General features: G+C 67.0%; 9 protein-coding genes and 1 pseudogene. 8 read left to right on the top strand and 2 right to left on the bottom strand.

Annotated elements, in window-relative coordinates; genetic code table 11:
- Nucleotides 1–117 precede the first annotated feature (117 nt).
- Nucleotides 118–3,654, top strand: coding sequence for a hybrid sensor histidine kinase/response regulator (locus EYS42_RS10265; RefSeq protein ID WP_245503599.1), 3,537 nt, complete (start codon nt 118–120; stop codon nt 3,652–3,654).
- The gene (locus EYS42_RS10260) at nt 3,638–4,582 is read left to right on the top strand and encodes a response regulator (RefSeq protein ID WP_207301154.1); all 945 of its coding nucleotides are present in this window, start codon (nt 3,638–3,640) and stop codon (nt 4,580–4,582) included. The genes EYS42_RS10265 and EYS42_RS10260 overlap by 17 nt, the downstream gene beginning before the upstream one ends.
- Before the next feature lie 21 nt (nt 4,583–4,603).
- On the opposite strand, the gene EYS42_RS10255 is transcribed toward EYS42_RS10260, so the two are convergent.
- Nucleotides 4,604–5,917: an oxygenase MpaB family protein gene (locus tag EYS42_RS10255; protein ID WP_165456718.1), complete on the bottom strand. Its 1,314-nt coding sequence runs from the start codon at nt 5,915–5,917 to the stop codon at nt 4,604–4,606.
- 209 nt (nt 5,918–6,126) lie between these two features.
- Here EYS42_RS10255 and EYS42_RS10250 point away from each other — a divergent pair, with 209 nt between their 5' ends.
- From EYS42_RS10250 to EYS42_RS10225, 6 genes and pseudogenes are all read left to right on the top strand, one after another.
- Nucleotides 6,127–7,941, top strand: coding sequence for a glutamine--tRNA ligase/YqeY domain fusion protein (locus tag EYS42_RS10250; RefSeq protein ID WP_130968076.1), 1,815 nt, complete (start codon nt 6,127–6,129; stop codon nt 7,939–7,941).
- 93 nt (nt 7,942–8,034) lie between these two features.
- The gene (locus tag EYS42_RS10245) at nt 8,035–8,775 is read left to right on the top strand and encodes a PEP-CTERM sorting domain-containing protein (RefSeq protein ID WP_130968075.1); all 741 of its coding nucleotides are present in this window, start codon (nt 8,035–8,037) and stop codon (nt 8,773–8,775) included.
- 105 nt (nt 8,776–8,880) lie between these two features.
- Nucleotides 8,881–9,519 (top strand): hypothetical protein, encoded by a 639-nt coding sequence (locus tag EYS42_RS10240; protein WP_130968074.1) that lies wholly within the window; start codon nt 8,881–8,883, stop codon nt 9,517–9,519.
- A 684-nt stretch (nt 9,520–10,203) separates the two neighbouring features.
- Nucleotides 10,204–11,181: pseudogene (locus EYS42_RS17480) on the top strand (methyl-accepting chemotaxis protein); the annotation flags it as partial.
- Between the two features lie 101 nt (nt 11,182–11,282).
- On the top strand, nt 11,283–12,530 hold the full coding sequence (locus tag EYS42_RS10230; RefSeq protein WP_130968072.1) for a glycerophosphodiester phosphodiesterase family protein: 1,248 nt from the start codon (nt 11,283–11,285) through the stop codon (nt 12,528–12,530).
- Nucleotides 12,531–12,655: 125 nt separating this feature from the next.
- On the top strand, nt 12,656–13,762 hold the full coding sequence (locus EYS42_RS10225) for an NAD(P)/FAD-dependent oxidoreductase (protein ID WP_130968071.1): 1,107 nt from the start codon (nt 12,656–12,658) through the stop codon (nt 13,760–13,762).
- A 12-nt stretch (nt 13,763–13,774) separates the two neighbouring features.
- On the opposite strand, the gene EYS42_RS10220 is transcribed toward EYS42_RS10225, so the two are convergent.
- A complete protein-coding gene (locus tag EYS42_RS10220; protein WP_130968070.1) occupies nt 13,775–15,196 on the bottom strand; it encodes an NYN domain-containing protein in 1,422 nt (473 codons plus the stop codon).
- Nucleotides 15,197–15,201 lie beyond the last annotated feature (5 nt).

Below are 15,201 nucleotides of genomic sequence, written 5' to 3'. Positions count from 1 at the left end.
ACCTTAGGCAGGGCCAGGGTTTCCCTGAATACGTCAATTAACGTAGGGGTGTGCGTATTGCCAGGCTGGATCGCTTCTTGCTGACACCCTGGCCCGGTGCAGCAACCTGAGCGCGTCGTGTCCCCGGTCCGGCAACAGATCTTTCGCATCCGCCGTGAGTACAACTCCTGGGTCGCCAACGAGACCATGGAGGACTACGCGCTGCGCTACACGCCGCGCTCGTTCCGCAAGTGGAGCGAGCTGCGTGTGGCCAACACGGCGTTTGGCTCGGTGTCTTTCCTGGCCCTGGAGGCCATCGGGGGTGCCATTGCGCTGAACTACGGCTTCACCAATGCGCTGTGGGCCATCGTGCTGGTCGGGGTGGTGATCTTCCTGACGGCCCTGCCCATCAGCGTGTACGCCGCCCGCTATGGCGTCGACATGGACCTGCTCACCCGTGGCGCGGGCTTCGGTTACCTGGGCAGCACCATCACCTCGCTCATCTACGCCAGCTTCACCTTCATCTTCTTTGCGCTGGAGGCGGCCATCATGGCGCTGGCCATCCAGATGGTCACGGATTGGTCCTTGCCTGTGTGTTATGTGGTGTCGTCGCTGGTGATCATCCCGATGGTGATGTATGGCGTGACCTTGATCTCGCGTCTGCAGGCGTGGACGCAGCCGGTGTGGCTGGCCTTGTGGGTGTGCCCTTTCGTGGCCGTGGCCTGGCACCGCCCCGAGGCATACAGCGAGTTCACGTCGCTGGCCGGGCGCAGCACCGGGCATGCCGACTTCGACATGGGGGCCTTCGGGCTGGCCGCCACGGTGGCCTTTTCGCTGGTGGTGCAGGTGGGCGAGCAGGTCGACTTCCTGCGTTTCCTGCCCGAAAAGACCCGCGAGAACCGTGTGAAGTGGTGGACGGCCGTGCTGGTGGCGGGCCCCGGCTGGATCATTCCCGGCATGCTCAAGATGATGGCCGGCGCCTTCCTGGCCTTCCTGGCCCTGCAGCACGAGGTGCCCGTGGACAAGGCCATCGAGCCCACGCAGATGTACCTGGCGGGCTTCGAAGAGGTGTTTCCTTCGTCGGGCTGGGCGCTGGCGGCCACGGTGGTGTTCGTGATCGTGTCGCAGGTCAAGATCAATGTGACCAATGCCTATGCGGGCTCTCTCGCGTGGTCGAACTTTTTCGCAAGGCTGACGCACAGCCACCCGGGCCGCGTGGTGTGGCTCGTCTTCAACGTGCTGATGGCCGTGCTGCTCATGACGTTGGGCGTTTTCAGCGCGCTGGAAAGCGTGCTGGGCCTTTACAGCAACGTGGCCATTGCCTGGGTGGGCGCGCTGGTGGCCGATCTTGTCATCAACAAACCCTTGGGCTGGTCGCCCGCCGGCATCGAGTTCAAGCGCGCCTACCTGTACGACCTGAACCCGGTGGGGCTGTGTGCCACGCTGGCCGGCGCGGTGGTGGCCGTGGTCTGCCATTCGGGCTTCATGGGCGCTGCGGTGGTGCCCTGGTCGCCCTTGATCGCCCTGTTCATTGCCATGGCGCTGTCGCCGCTGCTGGCCTGGTACACCCAAGGCCGCTACTACCTGGCCAGACCGCCCGAGGCCATGGGCGCACCCGGCAAGACCCTGCGCTGCTGTGTGTGCGAGAACGCCTTCGAGGTCGATGACATGGCGGGCTGCCCGGCCTATGACGCCCCCATCTGTTCGCTGTGCTGCACATTGGAGTCGCGCTGCCATGACCGGTGCAAGAGCCGTTCGAGGGCAGCCGAGCAGGTCAGTGGCGGGCTGACCGCGGTCCTGCCGCCGCGATGGGCCGACCTGGTGAATGTGCGCGTGGGCCACTACCTCGTGGTGTTCCTGTCGATTGCCTTGCTGCTCGCCTTGGTGCTGGGGGTGGTCTACTACCAGGAAGGGGTTCTGCAGGCGCTCAGTGCCGAGCGCCAGGGCCATGTGGCCGAGCACCTGCTGCCGGCCAGCCCGTTTGTGAAGGTGTATGCCCTGCTGCTGATGGTGGCCGCCGTGTGTGCGTGGTGGATCGTGCTGGCTTCTGAGAGCCGGCGCATGGCGCAGGATGAATCCAGCCGGCACAACCAGTTGCTGCAGCAGGAAATCGACGCCCACCGCCGCACCGACCTGGCCCTGCAGCAGGCCAAGGACCAGGCCGATTCGGCCAACCAGGCCAAGACCCGCTATGTGGCTGGCATGACGCACGAGCTGCGCACCCCGCTCAACAGCATCCTGGGCTACACCCAGATCTTGCTGAAGGGTGGCTTGAGCGAGACCACCCGGCACAGCGCCTTGCGCACCATCGAGCGCAGCGGCGAACACCTGCTCGACCTGATCGATGGCCTGCTGGACCTGGCCCGCATCGAGGCAGGTCGTTTGCGTCTGGACCCGGCCCCGCTGCCCTTGCACGAGTTCCTGGACGATGTGGTGCACATGGTGCAACCCCAGGCCGAAGCGAAAGGCCTGCGTTTTGAACTGGCCACCCTGGGGCGCGTGCCACGCTGGGTTCAGGCCGATGCGCGCCGCCTGCGCCAGATCCTGCTGAACCTGCTGAGCAATGCCGTGCGGTTCACCGACCACGGCCAGGTGACGCTGCGGGTCGATGCGCGCCGCGAGGTGCTGCGCTTCGAGGTGGTGGACACCGGCATCGGCATCGCACCGCAAGACCTTGAACGCATCTTTCTGCCCTTCGAGCGGGGCAGCGCCGGGCGTCGTGCCGCGGTACCTGGCACGGGTCTGGGCCTGACCATCACCCACCTGCTCACCGAACTGATGGGCGGCGAACTCAGTGTGCACAGTGTGCAGGGTGGCGGCAGCACCTTCAGTGCGCGCCTGTACCTGCGTGAGATCGCGGCACCCGCAGCGCCCATGGGCCCGGCCCTGGGCGCTGCGTCGGCCAGTGCACCGAGCGGGGCTTCGGGCACGCGCGACGATGCCAGCCGCCAGTTGCGTCTGCGCCCCGTGACCGGTTATGAGGGCCCCCGCAAGACCCTGCTGGTGGTCGACGACCAGCCCATGCACCGGCACCTGTTGGCGGGATTGCTGATGCCCTTGGGCTTTGTGGTGCGGGAGGCGGCCAGTGGGCAGGAATGCCTGGAGCGGCTCCCGGAGGTTCGCCCCGATGCGTTGTTGCTGGACGTGAGCATGGACGACCTCGACGGCTGGCGCACCGCGCGAGAAGCCCGAGCGGCAGGTTGGAGCGAGGTCCCCATCATCATGGTGTCGGCCAACGTGTTCGACAACAGGCCCGAGAACCTGACGGCCGCCAATTGCCAGGCCTTTGTGGCCAAGCCCGTGATCGAGTCGGAACTGCTGGACGTGCTGGCCCGGCACCTGAAGCTGGTGTGGATCCGGGGTGAGCCCCGACGCCCGCTGGTCGATGCCGCACTGACCCTGCCCGTGCGCACCCCGCCACCTGTGGCTGCACACGCCGATGCTGTCGAGCCGGGTGCACTGCGTTGGTGGCGCCACGTGCACCAGATGGCGCGCCGAGGCGAGCTCAGTGGACTGCAGCGTTGCCTGGAAGACGAAGCAGCCTGTCCCATGGCCTGGCGCGAGCATCTGGCGCACTGGCGCCGGCTGGCCCATGACCTGGATTTCGATGGGTTGCAGCAGGCGCTGGCCCATGCCAACCCCCAAGAGGACCCCGATGATGTCTCCCGCGATTGACCGGCATGCGGGCACGGTGCTGGTCGTGGACGACGCGCCCGATGCCCTGCGCATGCTTTGCACGGCGCTGGCCAGCGAGGGCTACACCGTGATGGTGGCCCAGGATGGCGCGCAGGCCCTGGAACGGCTGGAGCTGGTGGTGCCCGATGCCATCTTGCTGGATGCCGTGATGCCCGGGCTGGATGGCTTCGAGACTTGTCGGCGCATCAAGGCCCGCGGAGCCTGGGCCCACGTGCCCGTCATCTTCATGACGGGCCTGTCCGAGACGGCCGACATCGTGGCCGGGTTCGAGTCCGGCGGGGTGGACTATGTGGTCAAGCCCTTGCGCGTGGACGAGGTGCTGGCCCGCCTGGGCACCCACTTGCGCAATGCCCGTGTGGTGCGCCTGGCCCGCGACGCCGTCGATGTCGGTGGGCATGGGGTGCTGTTGCTCGATGCGCGCCTGCGCGTGGCGTGGCGCTCGCCACAGGCCGAGCTGTGGCTGCGGCAAGCCTTCCCTGACCTGCCCGCTGAGGCGCCGTTTCCATTCGAGTGGATGCAATCCCTGGTCAACAGCCCGACCGGGCACGAGGTGCGCCACGGTCTGGGCACGCCGGGGCCTGCCGACGAGGTGCTGGTGGCGCGCAACCTGGGGGCTGCGGGTCTGGGTGAGACCATGGTCTTGCTGAGCTTGCAGTCGGCCAGCGCCGTGCCTTTCCATGCCAGTGAGGGCGGCGAGCTCAGCCGCCAGCCGCTGCCAGCCCTCACCCCGCGCGAAACCGAGGTGCTGACCTGGCTGGCCAAAGGCAAAACAAACCGGGACATTGCCGAGATCCTGGGCATGAGCCACCGAACCGTCAACAAGCACCTGGAACACATCTTCCAGAAGCTGGGTGTGGAAACCCGTTCGGCCGCCGCCGCGATGGCCTCACGCACCTTGGGTGCCTGAGGCGTTCTGGATCGCGCGCTGTCAGCCTGTGCGTTTCCGGGGCTCGGCCTGGCGTGGTGGGATGACGGGCATGCCGCCTGCTTCATCCACCGAGCCCAGACGCGCAGTCTGGCGTCCGAACATGGTGGCCAGATGGTCCTGCTGCTGGCGCTGTCCGTGGCCTTGCAGCCAATCCAGTCCACCGGGCAGACGCCGTGCAGTTTCATGCACCAGCAGGTTCCAGGGCAGGCGCATGGCGGGGTACCAGGGCAGCACGTGTCCGGGCAGGCCCAGGCTGCGCATGCTGGGGTTGGTCAGGAACAGCCGTGAAATGCTCAGGTGCCGTGCTCGTTCATAGCGGCCGCGCAAGCCGTTGAGCCAGGTCCAGCGGTGGCCATAGGGTGTGTGCAGGGGCTCGTTCATGAGCGCAGCGCCCAGGGCCCGGCTGCTGTCGTCGGGCGCCGGTTGGGCCAGCAGGTTGCGGTACAGCCCCACCTGGGCCTGTGTGAAATCGTCGAACAGCAGTTCGTCTTCCACCCCCATCAGCCAGCCGATGTAGCGCCACAGGTGCATCAGGGCGTGCACTTCGTCCCGGCGCAGCCACACGCCCAGAAAACGCAAGCCGGTCAGGTACACCACGCAAAAGCCCAGGTAGGTGGCCTGCATGTCCTGCTGGTTGATGGGCACGCCCAGCCAGCCTGCATCCCACTCGGGCAGATGCTGCACCCGCTGACGAACCAGGGCATGCATCAGGCGCACACGGACCGTGCCCTGAAAGCCCGGTGCAAAGCGCGCCATGCCGCCCGGGGTGGTGCAGTCCACCCACCATTTCGTGGTTTCTGCCAGGCGACGCTGAGCCCCGCGCGACAAAGCCCCTGTGAGCACCAGCGTGCGGTTGATGGCCGATGACTGGTAGCCGGCCATCAGGGCCAGGTCACGCATGATGTCGGTGCCGGCCAGGCCCGCCAGGTTGGAGGCTTGCGCCCCCCGTGCAAGCAGGTTCACATCCAGCCAGTGCGGGGGCGTGTCGACCTGGGCAAAAAAACGCTTCAACACCTCGGGCGCTGCGGGGACCTGATCCACCCCGCGAGCCAGGGCTGCTTCGAGCATCGGCATGCTGTGGGCCAGTCCGGCGTCTTTCATCCACCGGGCCACGGCGTCGGCGAGCGGGTCACCGCGGGTCAGGGCCTGGGCCAGACTGCGCCACTGTTGCGCATCGGGCTCAGGGTTCGGGTGCCGCAACAGCACCCGCAGCAAGGCTGTCACCTGACGGGCCGAGGGCAGACTGGCCCCATGGCGCCCAGGCAGGCCCGCGATGGGGCCCAGGGTCTCGCGTGGTGGTCGCCGCAACCGCATCGGCGCATCCCTCGTGTCCAAAGTTTTTGAACCACCACCGCCGAGGCGATGGTTACAGCATGCCTCTTGAGGCTTTGCTTGAATTTTCCACAATGTGGTGGCTGTTGGCACTCCCCGCAATCCGGTGCTTGTGGCGACCTCTTGGAGACCGAGTGCGAGGGGTGTCCCCTGGTCGATAGAATCGAGGCAATCCTTTGCACACATCCCCCATGAACGCACCCACTTCTGGCGCCCCCGAGCACAAAGAAGACCACAAGCCCACCAACTTCTTGCGTGGCATCATCGACCGTGACCTGGAGCAGGGCACCCACGCCAGCCGCCGCTGGGCCGGCACGCCGGGCGACGCCGTCCACCATGGCGCAGGTCAGCCTGACCCGGCCAAGATCCGCACGCGCTTCCCGCCCGAGCCCAACGGCTACCTGCACGTGGGCCACGCCAAGAGCATCTGCCTGAACTTCGGGCTGGCGCGCGACTACGGCGGCGTGTGCCACATGCGTTTCGACGACACCAATCCCGAGAAGGAAGAGAAGGAATACGTCGATTCCATCCTGGATGCGGTCCAGTGGCTGGGCTTTGGCTGGAATTCCAGCTTCAACGGCCAGGCTGAAAGCCATCTGTACTACGCCAGCAATTACTTCGACTTCATGTACCGCGCTGCCGAAGCGCTGATTGGCGCCGGCCTGGCCTATGTCGACGAGCAGTCGCCCGAAGACATGAAGAAGAACCGTGGTGACTTCAGCACGCCCGGCACCGACAGCCCCTTCCGCAGCCGCACGCCCGACGAGAACCTCGCCCGATTCCGTGAAATGCGTGATGGGCAGCACCCCGATGGCTCGATGGTGCTGCGCGCCAAGATCGACATGGCCAGCCCGAACATCAACATGCGGGACCCGGCCATCTATCGCATCCGTCGCGCCACGCACCACAACACGGGCGACACCTGGTGCATCTACCCGATGTACACCTTCGCTCACCCCATCGAAGACGCGCTGGAGCAGATCACCCATTCGATCTGCACGCTCGAATTCGAAGACCAGCGCCCCTTCTACGACTGGCTGCTGGACAACCTGGCCACGCTGGGCCTGTTCCAGCAACCGGTGCCCCGCCAGTACGAGTTCGCCCGTCTGAATCTGACGTATGTGATCACCAGCAAGCGCAAGCTGAAAGCCTTGGTGGACGACGGTGTGGTGACCGGCTGGGACGACCCCCGCATGCCCACCATCGTGGGCCTGCGCCGCCGCGGCTACACGCCCGAGGCCATCCAGCTGTTCTGCGAGCGCATCGGCGTGAGCAAGGCCGACAGCTGGATCGACTACAGCACGCTGGACATCGCCCTGCGTGACGACCTGGAAAGCAAGGCCCACCGTGGCATGGCCGTGCTCGACCCCGTCAAGCTGGTGCTGACCAACTGGGACGAGGTGATGGGCGCTGGTCACCTCGAGCCCTGCAGCCTGCCCGCCTTGCCGCACCCGCCCGAAGGTGTGGAGGCGCCCGTGCGCCACTTCTCGCTGGGCCGCGAGGTGTGGATCGAGCGCGAAGACTTCGAAGAAGTGCCGCCCAAGGGCTACAAGCGCCTGTTCCCCGGCAACAAGGTGCGCCTGAAGGGTGGCTACGTGATCGAGTGCACCGGCTGCACCCGGGATGCCGATGGCCGTGTCACCGAGGTGCTGGCCACCGTGGTGCCCGACACCAAGAGTGGCACCCCGGGGGCCGACACCGTGAAGGTGAAGGCTGCGATCACCTGGGTGGGCGTGGCCGATGGCGTGGCCGCCGAGGTGCGCGTGTACGACCGCCTGTTCACCGACCCGCACCCCGATGCCGGTGGCAAGGACTTCAAGGCCAGCCTGAACCCCGACAGCTTCAAGGTGGTCACGGCCTATGTGGAGCCCTCGCTGGCTGCTGCCCAGCCCGACCAGAAGTTCCAGTTCGAGCGCTTTGGCTATTTCGTGGCCGACCGCCTGGACCACGCACCGGGCCGGCCGGTGTTCAACAAGATCACGGGCCTGAAAGACGGCTGGAAGTGACGGCAGGCGGCCCTTCGGGGCCGCTTTCATTTTAGGGATGTGAAGCGCGCACAGCGCCCGCTATCGTGAAGCCTTCACAGGGAGGTTTTCAGCATGACTGTGCGTTACAAGGCGGGGGCGGTGGCCCTGGCGATGGCGTGTGCACTGGGCCAGAGTGCCCAGGCCGCCACGGTGTTCAGCACCGATTTCGAAGCGGGTATACCCGCCGGGCTGGCGGTGGGTGTGGCGGCCACCACCGGTGTTCAGGGTTTTGCCGGCTTGGGCGCCACGGGCCTGACGTTCAGCGGCCAGATGCTGCGAGTGCCCACGGGCAACCTGGTCACGCTCACGCTCGCTGGCCTGCCAGCCCACACCGAGCTCAGCCTGGGTTTCCTGATGGCGGCGATCGATTCGCTGGATGGCACCGGCACGTTCCCGCAGGGAGACTTCCTGTCGATCACGCTCGACGGTGCCTTGGTGTTCCGTGAGAGCTTCGCCAATGCGGCCGACTACCAGGTGCAGAGCTATGTGGCACCGGCCGGGGGCGAACTGGCCCGCAAGGTGAGCCTGGGGTTCACGGGCCCCGCGTCAGGCCCGTTTTACACCGACAGTGCCTACGACTTTTTTCTGGAGCCGCGCCTGCAGGGCCTGGCCCACACGGCCAGCACCGCCACCCTCACATTCCTGATGGAGGGACCGGGTGTGCAGGACCTGGACGACGAATCGTGGGGCATGGACCACCTGCAGGTCAGCGTGACCCCGGTGCCCGAGCCCTCCAGTGTGGCCCTGGCGGCTGTGGGTGCGCTGTGCATGGGCGTGGCGGGCTGGCGGCGACGGCGTGGTCAAGGCGTCTGATCGGCCCAGACCAGGGGCTAGTCCCGAGCGGGCAAGCCCCGTGGCGCATTGGCAGGGGGCTGGGTCACACTGCCATCAGTTTGTGACCCATTGAACGAGGTGTCGATGCCCCCTCTGCTCGGGCTCGCCCGGCGGGTGGTGCTGGCCCTCAGTGTGCTGGCGGCCATTCAGGGCTGTGACCTGTCCCCTTCTCCGTCCGTGAGCGATACCTCAGCCTCTGGGGCATCGGGGGCATCGGCTGTTGTCGCGGGCGCTTCGCTGCCAGGTGGCAGCGCCAGCAGCGCCTTGCCGCCGGTGGCGGTGAACATGGCCGGCGCCGTGGTCAAAGAGGCGCCTCGCGAGGGGCGTGCGGCCACCCAGGTGGCCTACGGCGGCGCGCAGACCACCGAAAGCGATGTGTCGGTGGCCTACTACCCAGGTGCCCGTCAGGATCCCTCGTTTGGCATGCGGGCCTCGACCCCCATGGGGCAGCTGGCCATGGTCAAGCTGCTCACGCGCGATCACCCGGACCAGGTGCTGAACTTCTACCGAGAGCAGGTGCGAGGGCTGTGGCGGGGCGAGCGTACCTATTCCGAGGGACCGGGCGATGACGGCAAAGGACTGAAGCTGCAGGCCGAGTCGTTGGGCGGTGAGCGCACGGTGGCCGTCACCCTCAGCCAGGACGGGCCTGACATGGTCATCGTCATCCAGAGCCAGTACTTCGCCCAGCCCCAAACGGCCGAAAAAGCGAGCATTGCTCCCTGAAGTTTCCCGTCAAACCGCGCTGCTCCATGCCGATATCGCTCCTGAGGGCCAACACAGGTGTGGGCCCCACGGGCAAAGATGCCCCCAGAACCTATGGGGAATGCAATGGAGCGGTGGCTCAGACAGTTCAGTTTCCAGTCGCGGCTGCTGGGACTGGCGGTGTTCAATGTGCTGGCAGTGCTGCTGTGTGTGGCCGCCGGCTTTTACAGTGCCGCCAAACTGACCGAACTGAGTGAAGACCTGGGCCTGAGCAAGGACGCGGTGGCGGACATCCTGCCCCCCCCGATGTACCTGATCGAAATGCGACTGGTGCTGTCGCAACTGGCCGAGGGCGGCCTGAGTGCAGCGCAAGGCAAGGCCGAGATCGAGCGGCTGGCCAGCGAGTACGACACCCGTGTGACGTACTGGGAGCAGGAAAGCAGCGTGCCCGAGGCGGTCAAGCGCAGCCTGCTGGGTGCCCAGCACGAGCGGGCACAGGCCTTCATTGCCAAGGCCAAGGCCCTGGACCTGCAGCGCATGGGCAGCGAAGACATCCGCCTGGAACTGGCAGCCTTCAACGAGCTGTACGTGGCTCAGCGCAAGGCTGTCGACCAGACCGTGGCCGTGGCGTCTCAGCAGGCCGAGCGCAGTGCCGCGGGATTCAAACAGGTGGCCACTGGCAGCCGCTGGGTGCTGGGGGCCGTGCTGCTGGGCACCATCACCTTGTCCATCGGCCTGTTCGGCGTGACCATCCGCTCCATCTTGCGGCCCTTGCACCGTTCGGTCGCCTCGGTGAACCGCATGGCCGATGGCGACCTGTGCGAGGCCATCCGTCCTGAGGGACGAGACGAGCTCACGCAGCTGTCTCAGGCCCTGGTGCAGCTGCAGCAGTCGCTCAGCCACATGGTGCGGTCGGCGCAGCACAATGCCGAATCCCTGGCCGTGGCCAGCCGCGAGATCGCGCAGGGCAACCTGCACCTCTCGGAGCGCACCGAGCGCCAGGCCGGGGCCTTGCAGCAAACCACCTCGACCATGGGGGACCTGGGCCAGGCCGTGCGTCTGAACGCCGACAGCGCCCAGCAGGCACGCGGTCTGGCCGAGACGGCCACGCAGGCGGCCAGCCGCGGCGGTGACGTGATGGAGCAGGTGGTGGACAACATGAAGGGCATCCACACCAGCAGCCGACAGATCGGCGACATCATTGGCGTGATCGACAGCATCGCGTTTCAGACCAACATCCTGGCGCTGAACGCGGCCGTGGAGGCGGCCCGCGCTGGTGAGCAGGGCAGAGGCTTTGCGGTGGTGGCGGGCGAGGTGCGCATGCTGGCGCAGCGCAGTGCCGAGGCGGCCCGAGAGATCAAGGGCCTGATCACGAGCAGCGTGGAGCAGGTCGAGCGGGGCACCGAGCTGGTCGATGAGGCGGGGCGCACGGTCGATGACACCGTGCAGGCCATTCGCCGGGTGGCCGACCTGGTGCGTGAGATCAGCGACTCCAGCCAGGTGCAGAGTCAGGGGGTGGGCCAGGTGGAGCAGGCCGTGTCCGAGATGGACCAGGTCACGCAGCAGAACGCGGCCCTGGTGGAGCAGAGTGCCGCCGCAGCCGATGGTCTGCGCGCCCAGGCCCACGACATGCTGCAGGTGGTGGGGGCTTTCCGGCTGCAAGGCACCGCGACCTTGCCTTGAGGGCCAGGGGCTGTCACGCACCCTTCATGGGCGCGTCACGCCCCGGACATGGGGGACTCACACATTGGCAGGCACTTGCCTGACCTTTGTGGAGACCCTGCATGAACATGATGAAGCTTTCGGGCCTGCTGGCCCTGACCGCGACACTGACGGCCACGGCGTTGCCGGCCCTGGCTTCCTGGACGACCCCGGTCCAGGTGGGGCCCCGCCCCTATTTCCTGGTGCAGGACATGAAGGACAGCATGCTCAAGCGCAAGCTGCAGCATTGCGCCGACACCCGCCATGTGATGCGCCCCACCGACTTCTCGATCGGTCACCGCGGCGCGGCCCTGCAGTTCCCTGAGCACACCGTCGAGTCGTACACGGCCGCCGCTCGCATGGGCGCTGGCATCGTCGAGTGCGATGTCACCTTCACCAAAGACAAGCAGCTGGTGTGCCGCCATGCACAGAACGACCTGCACACCACCACCAACATCCTGCTGACCCCGCTGGCCGCCAAGTGCACCCAGCCCTTCGTGCCGGCCCAGTTCGATGCATCGGGCAAGCTGGTCAAGCCCGCCAGTGCCGAGTGCCGCACCAGCGACATCACCCTGGCCGAGTTCAAGACCCTGCGCGGCAAGATGGATGCTTTCAACCCCTATGCCGTGACCGCCCAGGAGTACGTGGACGGCACCGCTGCCTGGCGCACCGACCTGTACAGCGGCCCTAGCAGCGGCACGCTGATGACCCATGCCGAGAGCATCGCCCTGTTCAAGCAGCTGGGTGTGAAGATGACGCCGGAGCTGAAGTCGCCATCGGTGACCATGCCCTTTGAGGGCTTGTCTCAGCAGCAGTACGCCCAGAAGATGATCGATGAGTACAAGGCCGCGGGCGTGCATCCCTCGCGCGTGTTCCCGCAATCGTTCAACAAGGACGATGTGCTGTACTGGGTCAAGAAAGAGCCCGCATTTGGTCGCCAGGCCGTGTACCTGGACGATGCCAACACCGCCGCCGACCTGCCCACCGCCGCCGAACTGGCCGGCTACAAGGCCCAGGGCATCAACATCTGGGCGCCGCCCATCTTCGCGCTGCTGGGTGCCGACTCGCAGGGGCGCATCGTGCCCTCGCAAGCCGCTCGCGATGCCCGTGCTGCAGGCCTGAAGCTGATCACCTGGAGCCTGGAGCGCAGTGGCATCCTGGCCGACGGCAACAACGGCTTTTACTTCCAGAGCTTCGACAGCGCCGTCAGCCGTGAAGGCGACACGATGCGCGTGCTGGATGTGCTGGCCCGCGATGTGGGCGTGATGGGGGTGTTCTCGGACTGGCCGGGCACCACCTCGTTCTACGCCAACTGCATGGGCCTGCAATGAGCTGAGCCCCGGGGCGGGTGACGAGGTGCTTGCACCCGCCGCTGCCCCAGCCTTGTCAAACCCTTCGGGCCGCCTGTGCGGCCCGTGCTCGTTACGATGCCTGCTGATGTTTCCTGGGCATTGACATGAGCGAGATTTCTGAGGGTGTGGGCCTTGCGGCTGGCCTGAATGTGGCGGTGGTAGGCGCTGGCATGGCCGGTCTGGCCTGTGCACAGGCCCTGCAGCAGGCCGGCGTGGCTGTGCAAGTGTTCGACAAAAGCCGTGGGCCTGCGGGCCGCATGAGCACCCGCCGCGGCGAGGGCTGGCAATGCGACCACGGTGCGCAGTACTTCACGGCCCGCGATGCCTCCTTCCATGCCGAGGTGCAGGCCTGGGTGGCCGCGGGTGTGGCGGCTGTGTGGCAGCCGCGCCTGAGCGTGTTCGGCACCTCGCCGCAGGCCGCGTCAGGGCTCGCCGCCGAAGCGCCGCAACGCTGGGTGGGCACCCCTCGGATGACCTCGCCGGCAGGCTGGCTGGCCCAGCAACTGACGCAGCCCGTGCAACTCCAGCACACGGTGCAGGCCCTGTTGCCCCAGGCCGATGGCCGATGGCGCTTGCGCACGCAGGAGCATGGCGAGCTGGCGCAGGCTTTTGATGCCGTGCTGCTGGCCGTGCCGTCGGTGCAGGCTGTGCCCTTGTTGCTGCCCGTGCACGCCGAGTGGGCGGCGTTGGCCGCACAGGCCCGCATGCGCGGCAGCTGGGCCCTGATGGTGCAGACCGAGCAGCCTTTGGCGGTGCCCTTTGACGCGGCCTTTGTGAACGAAGGGCCTTTGCGCTGGGTGGCCTGCGACAGCAGCAAGCCCGGTCGGCCCCAGCCGGGCGGCACGGGGAATTGCTGGCTGCTGCACAGCGAGGCCGAGTGGAGCGAAGCCCACATCGAAGACGAGCCCGAGGCGGTGGCCCACACCCTGTGGCAAGCCTTCAGTGCGCTGCTGGAGGTGCGGGGGCTGCAGAGCCTGGCACCGCTGGGCAGCAAGGGGCTCAGCCACAGCATCCACCGCTGGCGCTATGCCGACACGGCGCCCCCGCTGGGGCGTCAGGCCGAGTTTTGTGCCCGCACGGGCCTGGGCTTGTGCGGTGACTGGCTGGGCAGCGGCAAGGTCGAAGGCGCCTGGCTCAGTGGCCGGACCCTGGCCGCGCAGTGCTTGCTTGCAACCGCACCGCTGTCAGCCCCGGGGGCGTCCCAGGGCTGAACGCCCGGAGTCTTACTCGGCCGCGGTTTTCTTGGCGGTCTTGCGGGGGGCGCTGGCGGCGCGCTTGCGGGCCGGTTGCTTGCTGGCCGGTCGCTTGGTTGTGGCCTTGGGGGCCACTTCTGTGGCGGGCTCGGCAGCAGCCGGCGGCACAACAGGTGCGGCCACCGGCTGCACCGCGGGGGTTTCGGTGGCGGGGGCCAAGTCGGCCGTGCGTGGCTTGCGTGTGCGGCTGCGGGCATTGCGTGGTGCCTGCCCCTGGCCTTCGGTGGGCGCAGGTTCGCTGGCCACTGCAGCCTGCACGGGCTCCGGCGCGGCGGGCACAGGTGCTGGCGTGGACGCTGACGCGGAGGCAGGGGCTTCTGCGGCACCTTGAGGTGCCGAGGCCGCAGGCACGGGAGCACCCTGGGCGGTGCCTTCGTCCCGGTCGCGCCCGCGGCCGCGGCGATCTCGGCCACCACGGCGACCGCGCTCGGTGCGGTCGCCGCGTTCCTGGCGTTCGCTGCGATCGCCACGCTCCTGGCGTTCGTGTGCGGCCTCGTTGGGCTGCGTTTCTGTGCCGTGTTCCTCGGCCGTGCGGTCGTCCGCCGCCAGTTCGGCCCGTGCGCCCGTGCCGCGTGACACGAAGGCGCCGCTCTTTTCATCGCGGCCGAAGGTCAGCAGGCCGCGGGCTTGCGCGTCTTCCAGCAGGTTGCCGAAGGTCTTGAACCCGTAGTAGTTCTCGTTGAACCCGGGGTTGCGGCGCTTGAGCGCTTCCTTGAGCACCGAGGCCCAGATCTTGCCGCCGTCGTCGCGGTCGGTCACCAGGGCTTCGTAGGTCTCGGCCGCCAGGATCACGCCCTTGGTGCGGCGCGCATCGAGCTCTTCCAGGCGGCGCTTTTCTTCTTCGGGGCTGCGGCGCGGCGTGTTGGCCGAATCGCGGCCGTTCTGGCTGTCGCGGCGGGCCTGGCGCTGGGCTTCGCCGCGCACCAGGTCGTCGTAGAAGATGAATTCGTCGCAGTTGGCGATCAGCAGGTCGGAGGTCGACTGCTTCACGCCCACGCCGATCACGTGCTTGGCGTTCTCGCGCAGCTTCGAGACCAGCGGCGAGAAATCGGAATCGCCCGAGATGATCACGAAGGTGTTCACGTGGCTCTTGGTGTAGCACAGGTCGAGCGCATCGACCACCAGGCGGATGTCGGCCGAGTTCTTGCCCGACTGACGCACGTGCGGGATCTCGATCAGCTCGAAGTTGGCCTCGTGCATGGCGGCCTTGAAGCCTTTGTAGCGCTCCCAGTCGCAGTAGGACTTCTTGACGACGATGCTGCCCTTGAGCAGCAGGCGCTCCAGCACCTTCTTGATGTCGAACTTGTCGTAGTTGGCATCACGCACGCCCAATGCGACGTTTTCGAAGTCGCAGAACAGGGCCATGCTGATGTGGTCGGGGGTGTGGGCCATGGAGG

Origin of the sequence: Aquabacterium lacunae (genome assembly GCF_004310865.1) — a bacterium.
GTDB classification, from domain to species: domain Bacteria; phylum Pseudomonadota; class Gammaproteobacteria; order Burkholderiales; family Burkholderiaceae_C; genus Aquabacterium; species Aquabacterium lacunae.
The sequence above is the reverse complement of the archived record's forward strand: the minus strand, read 5'-3'. Positions and strand labels throughout refer to the sequence as shown.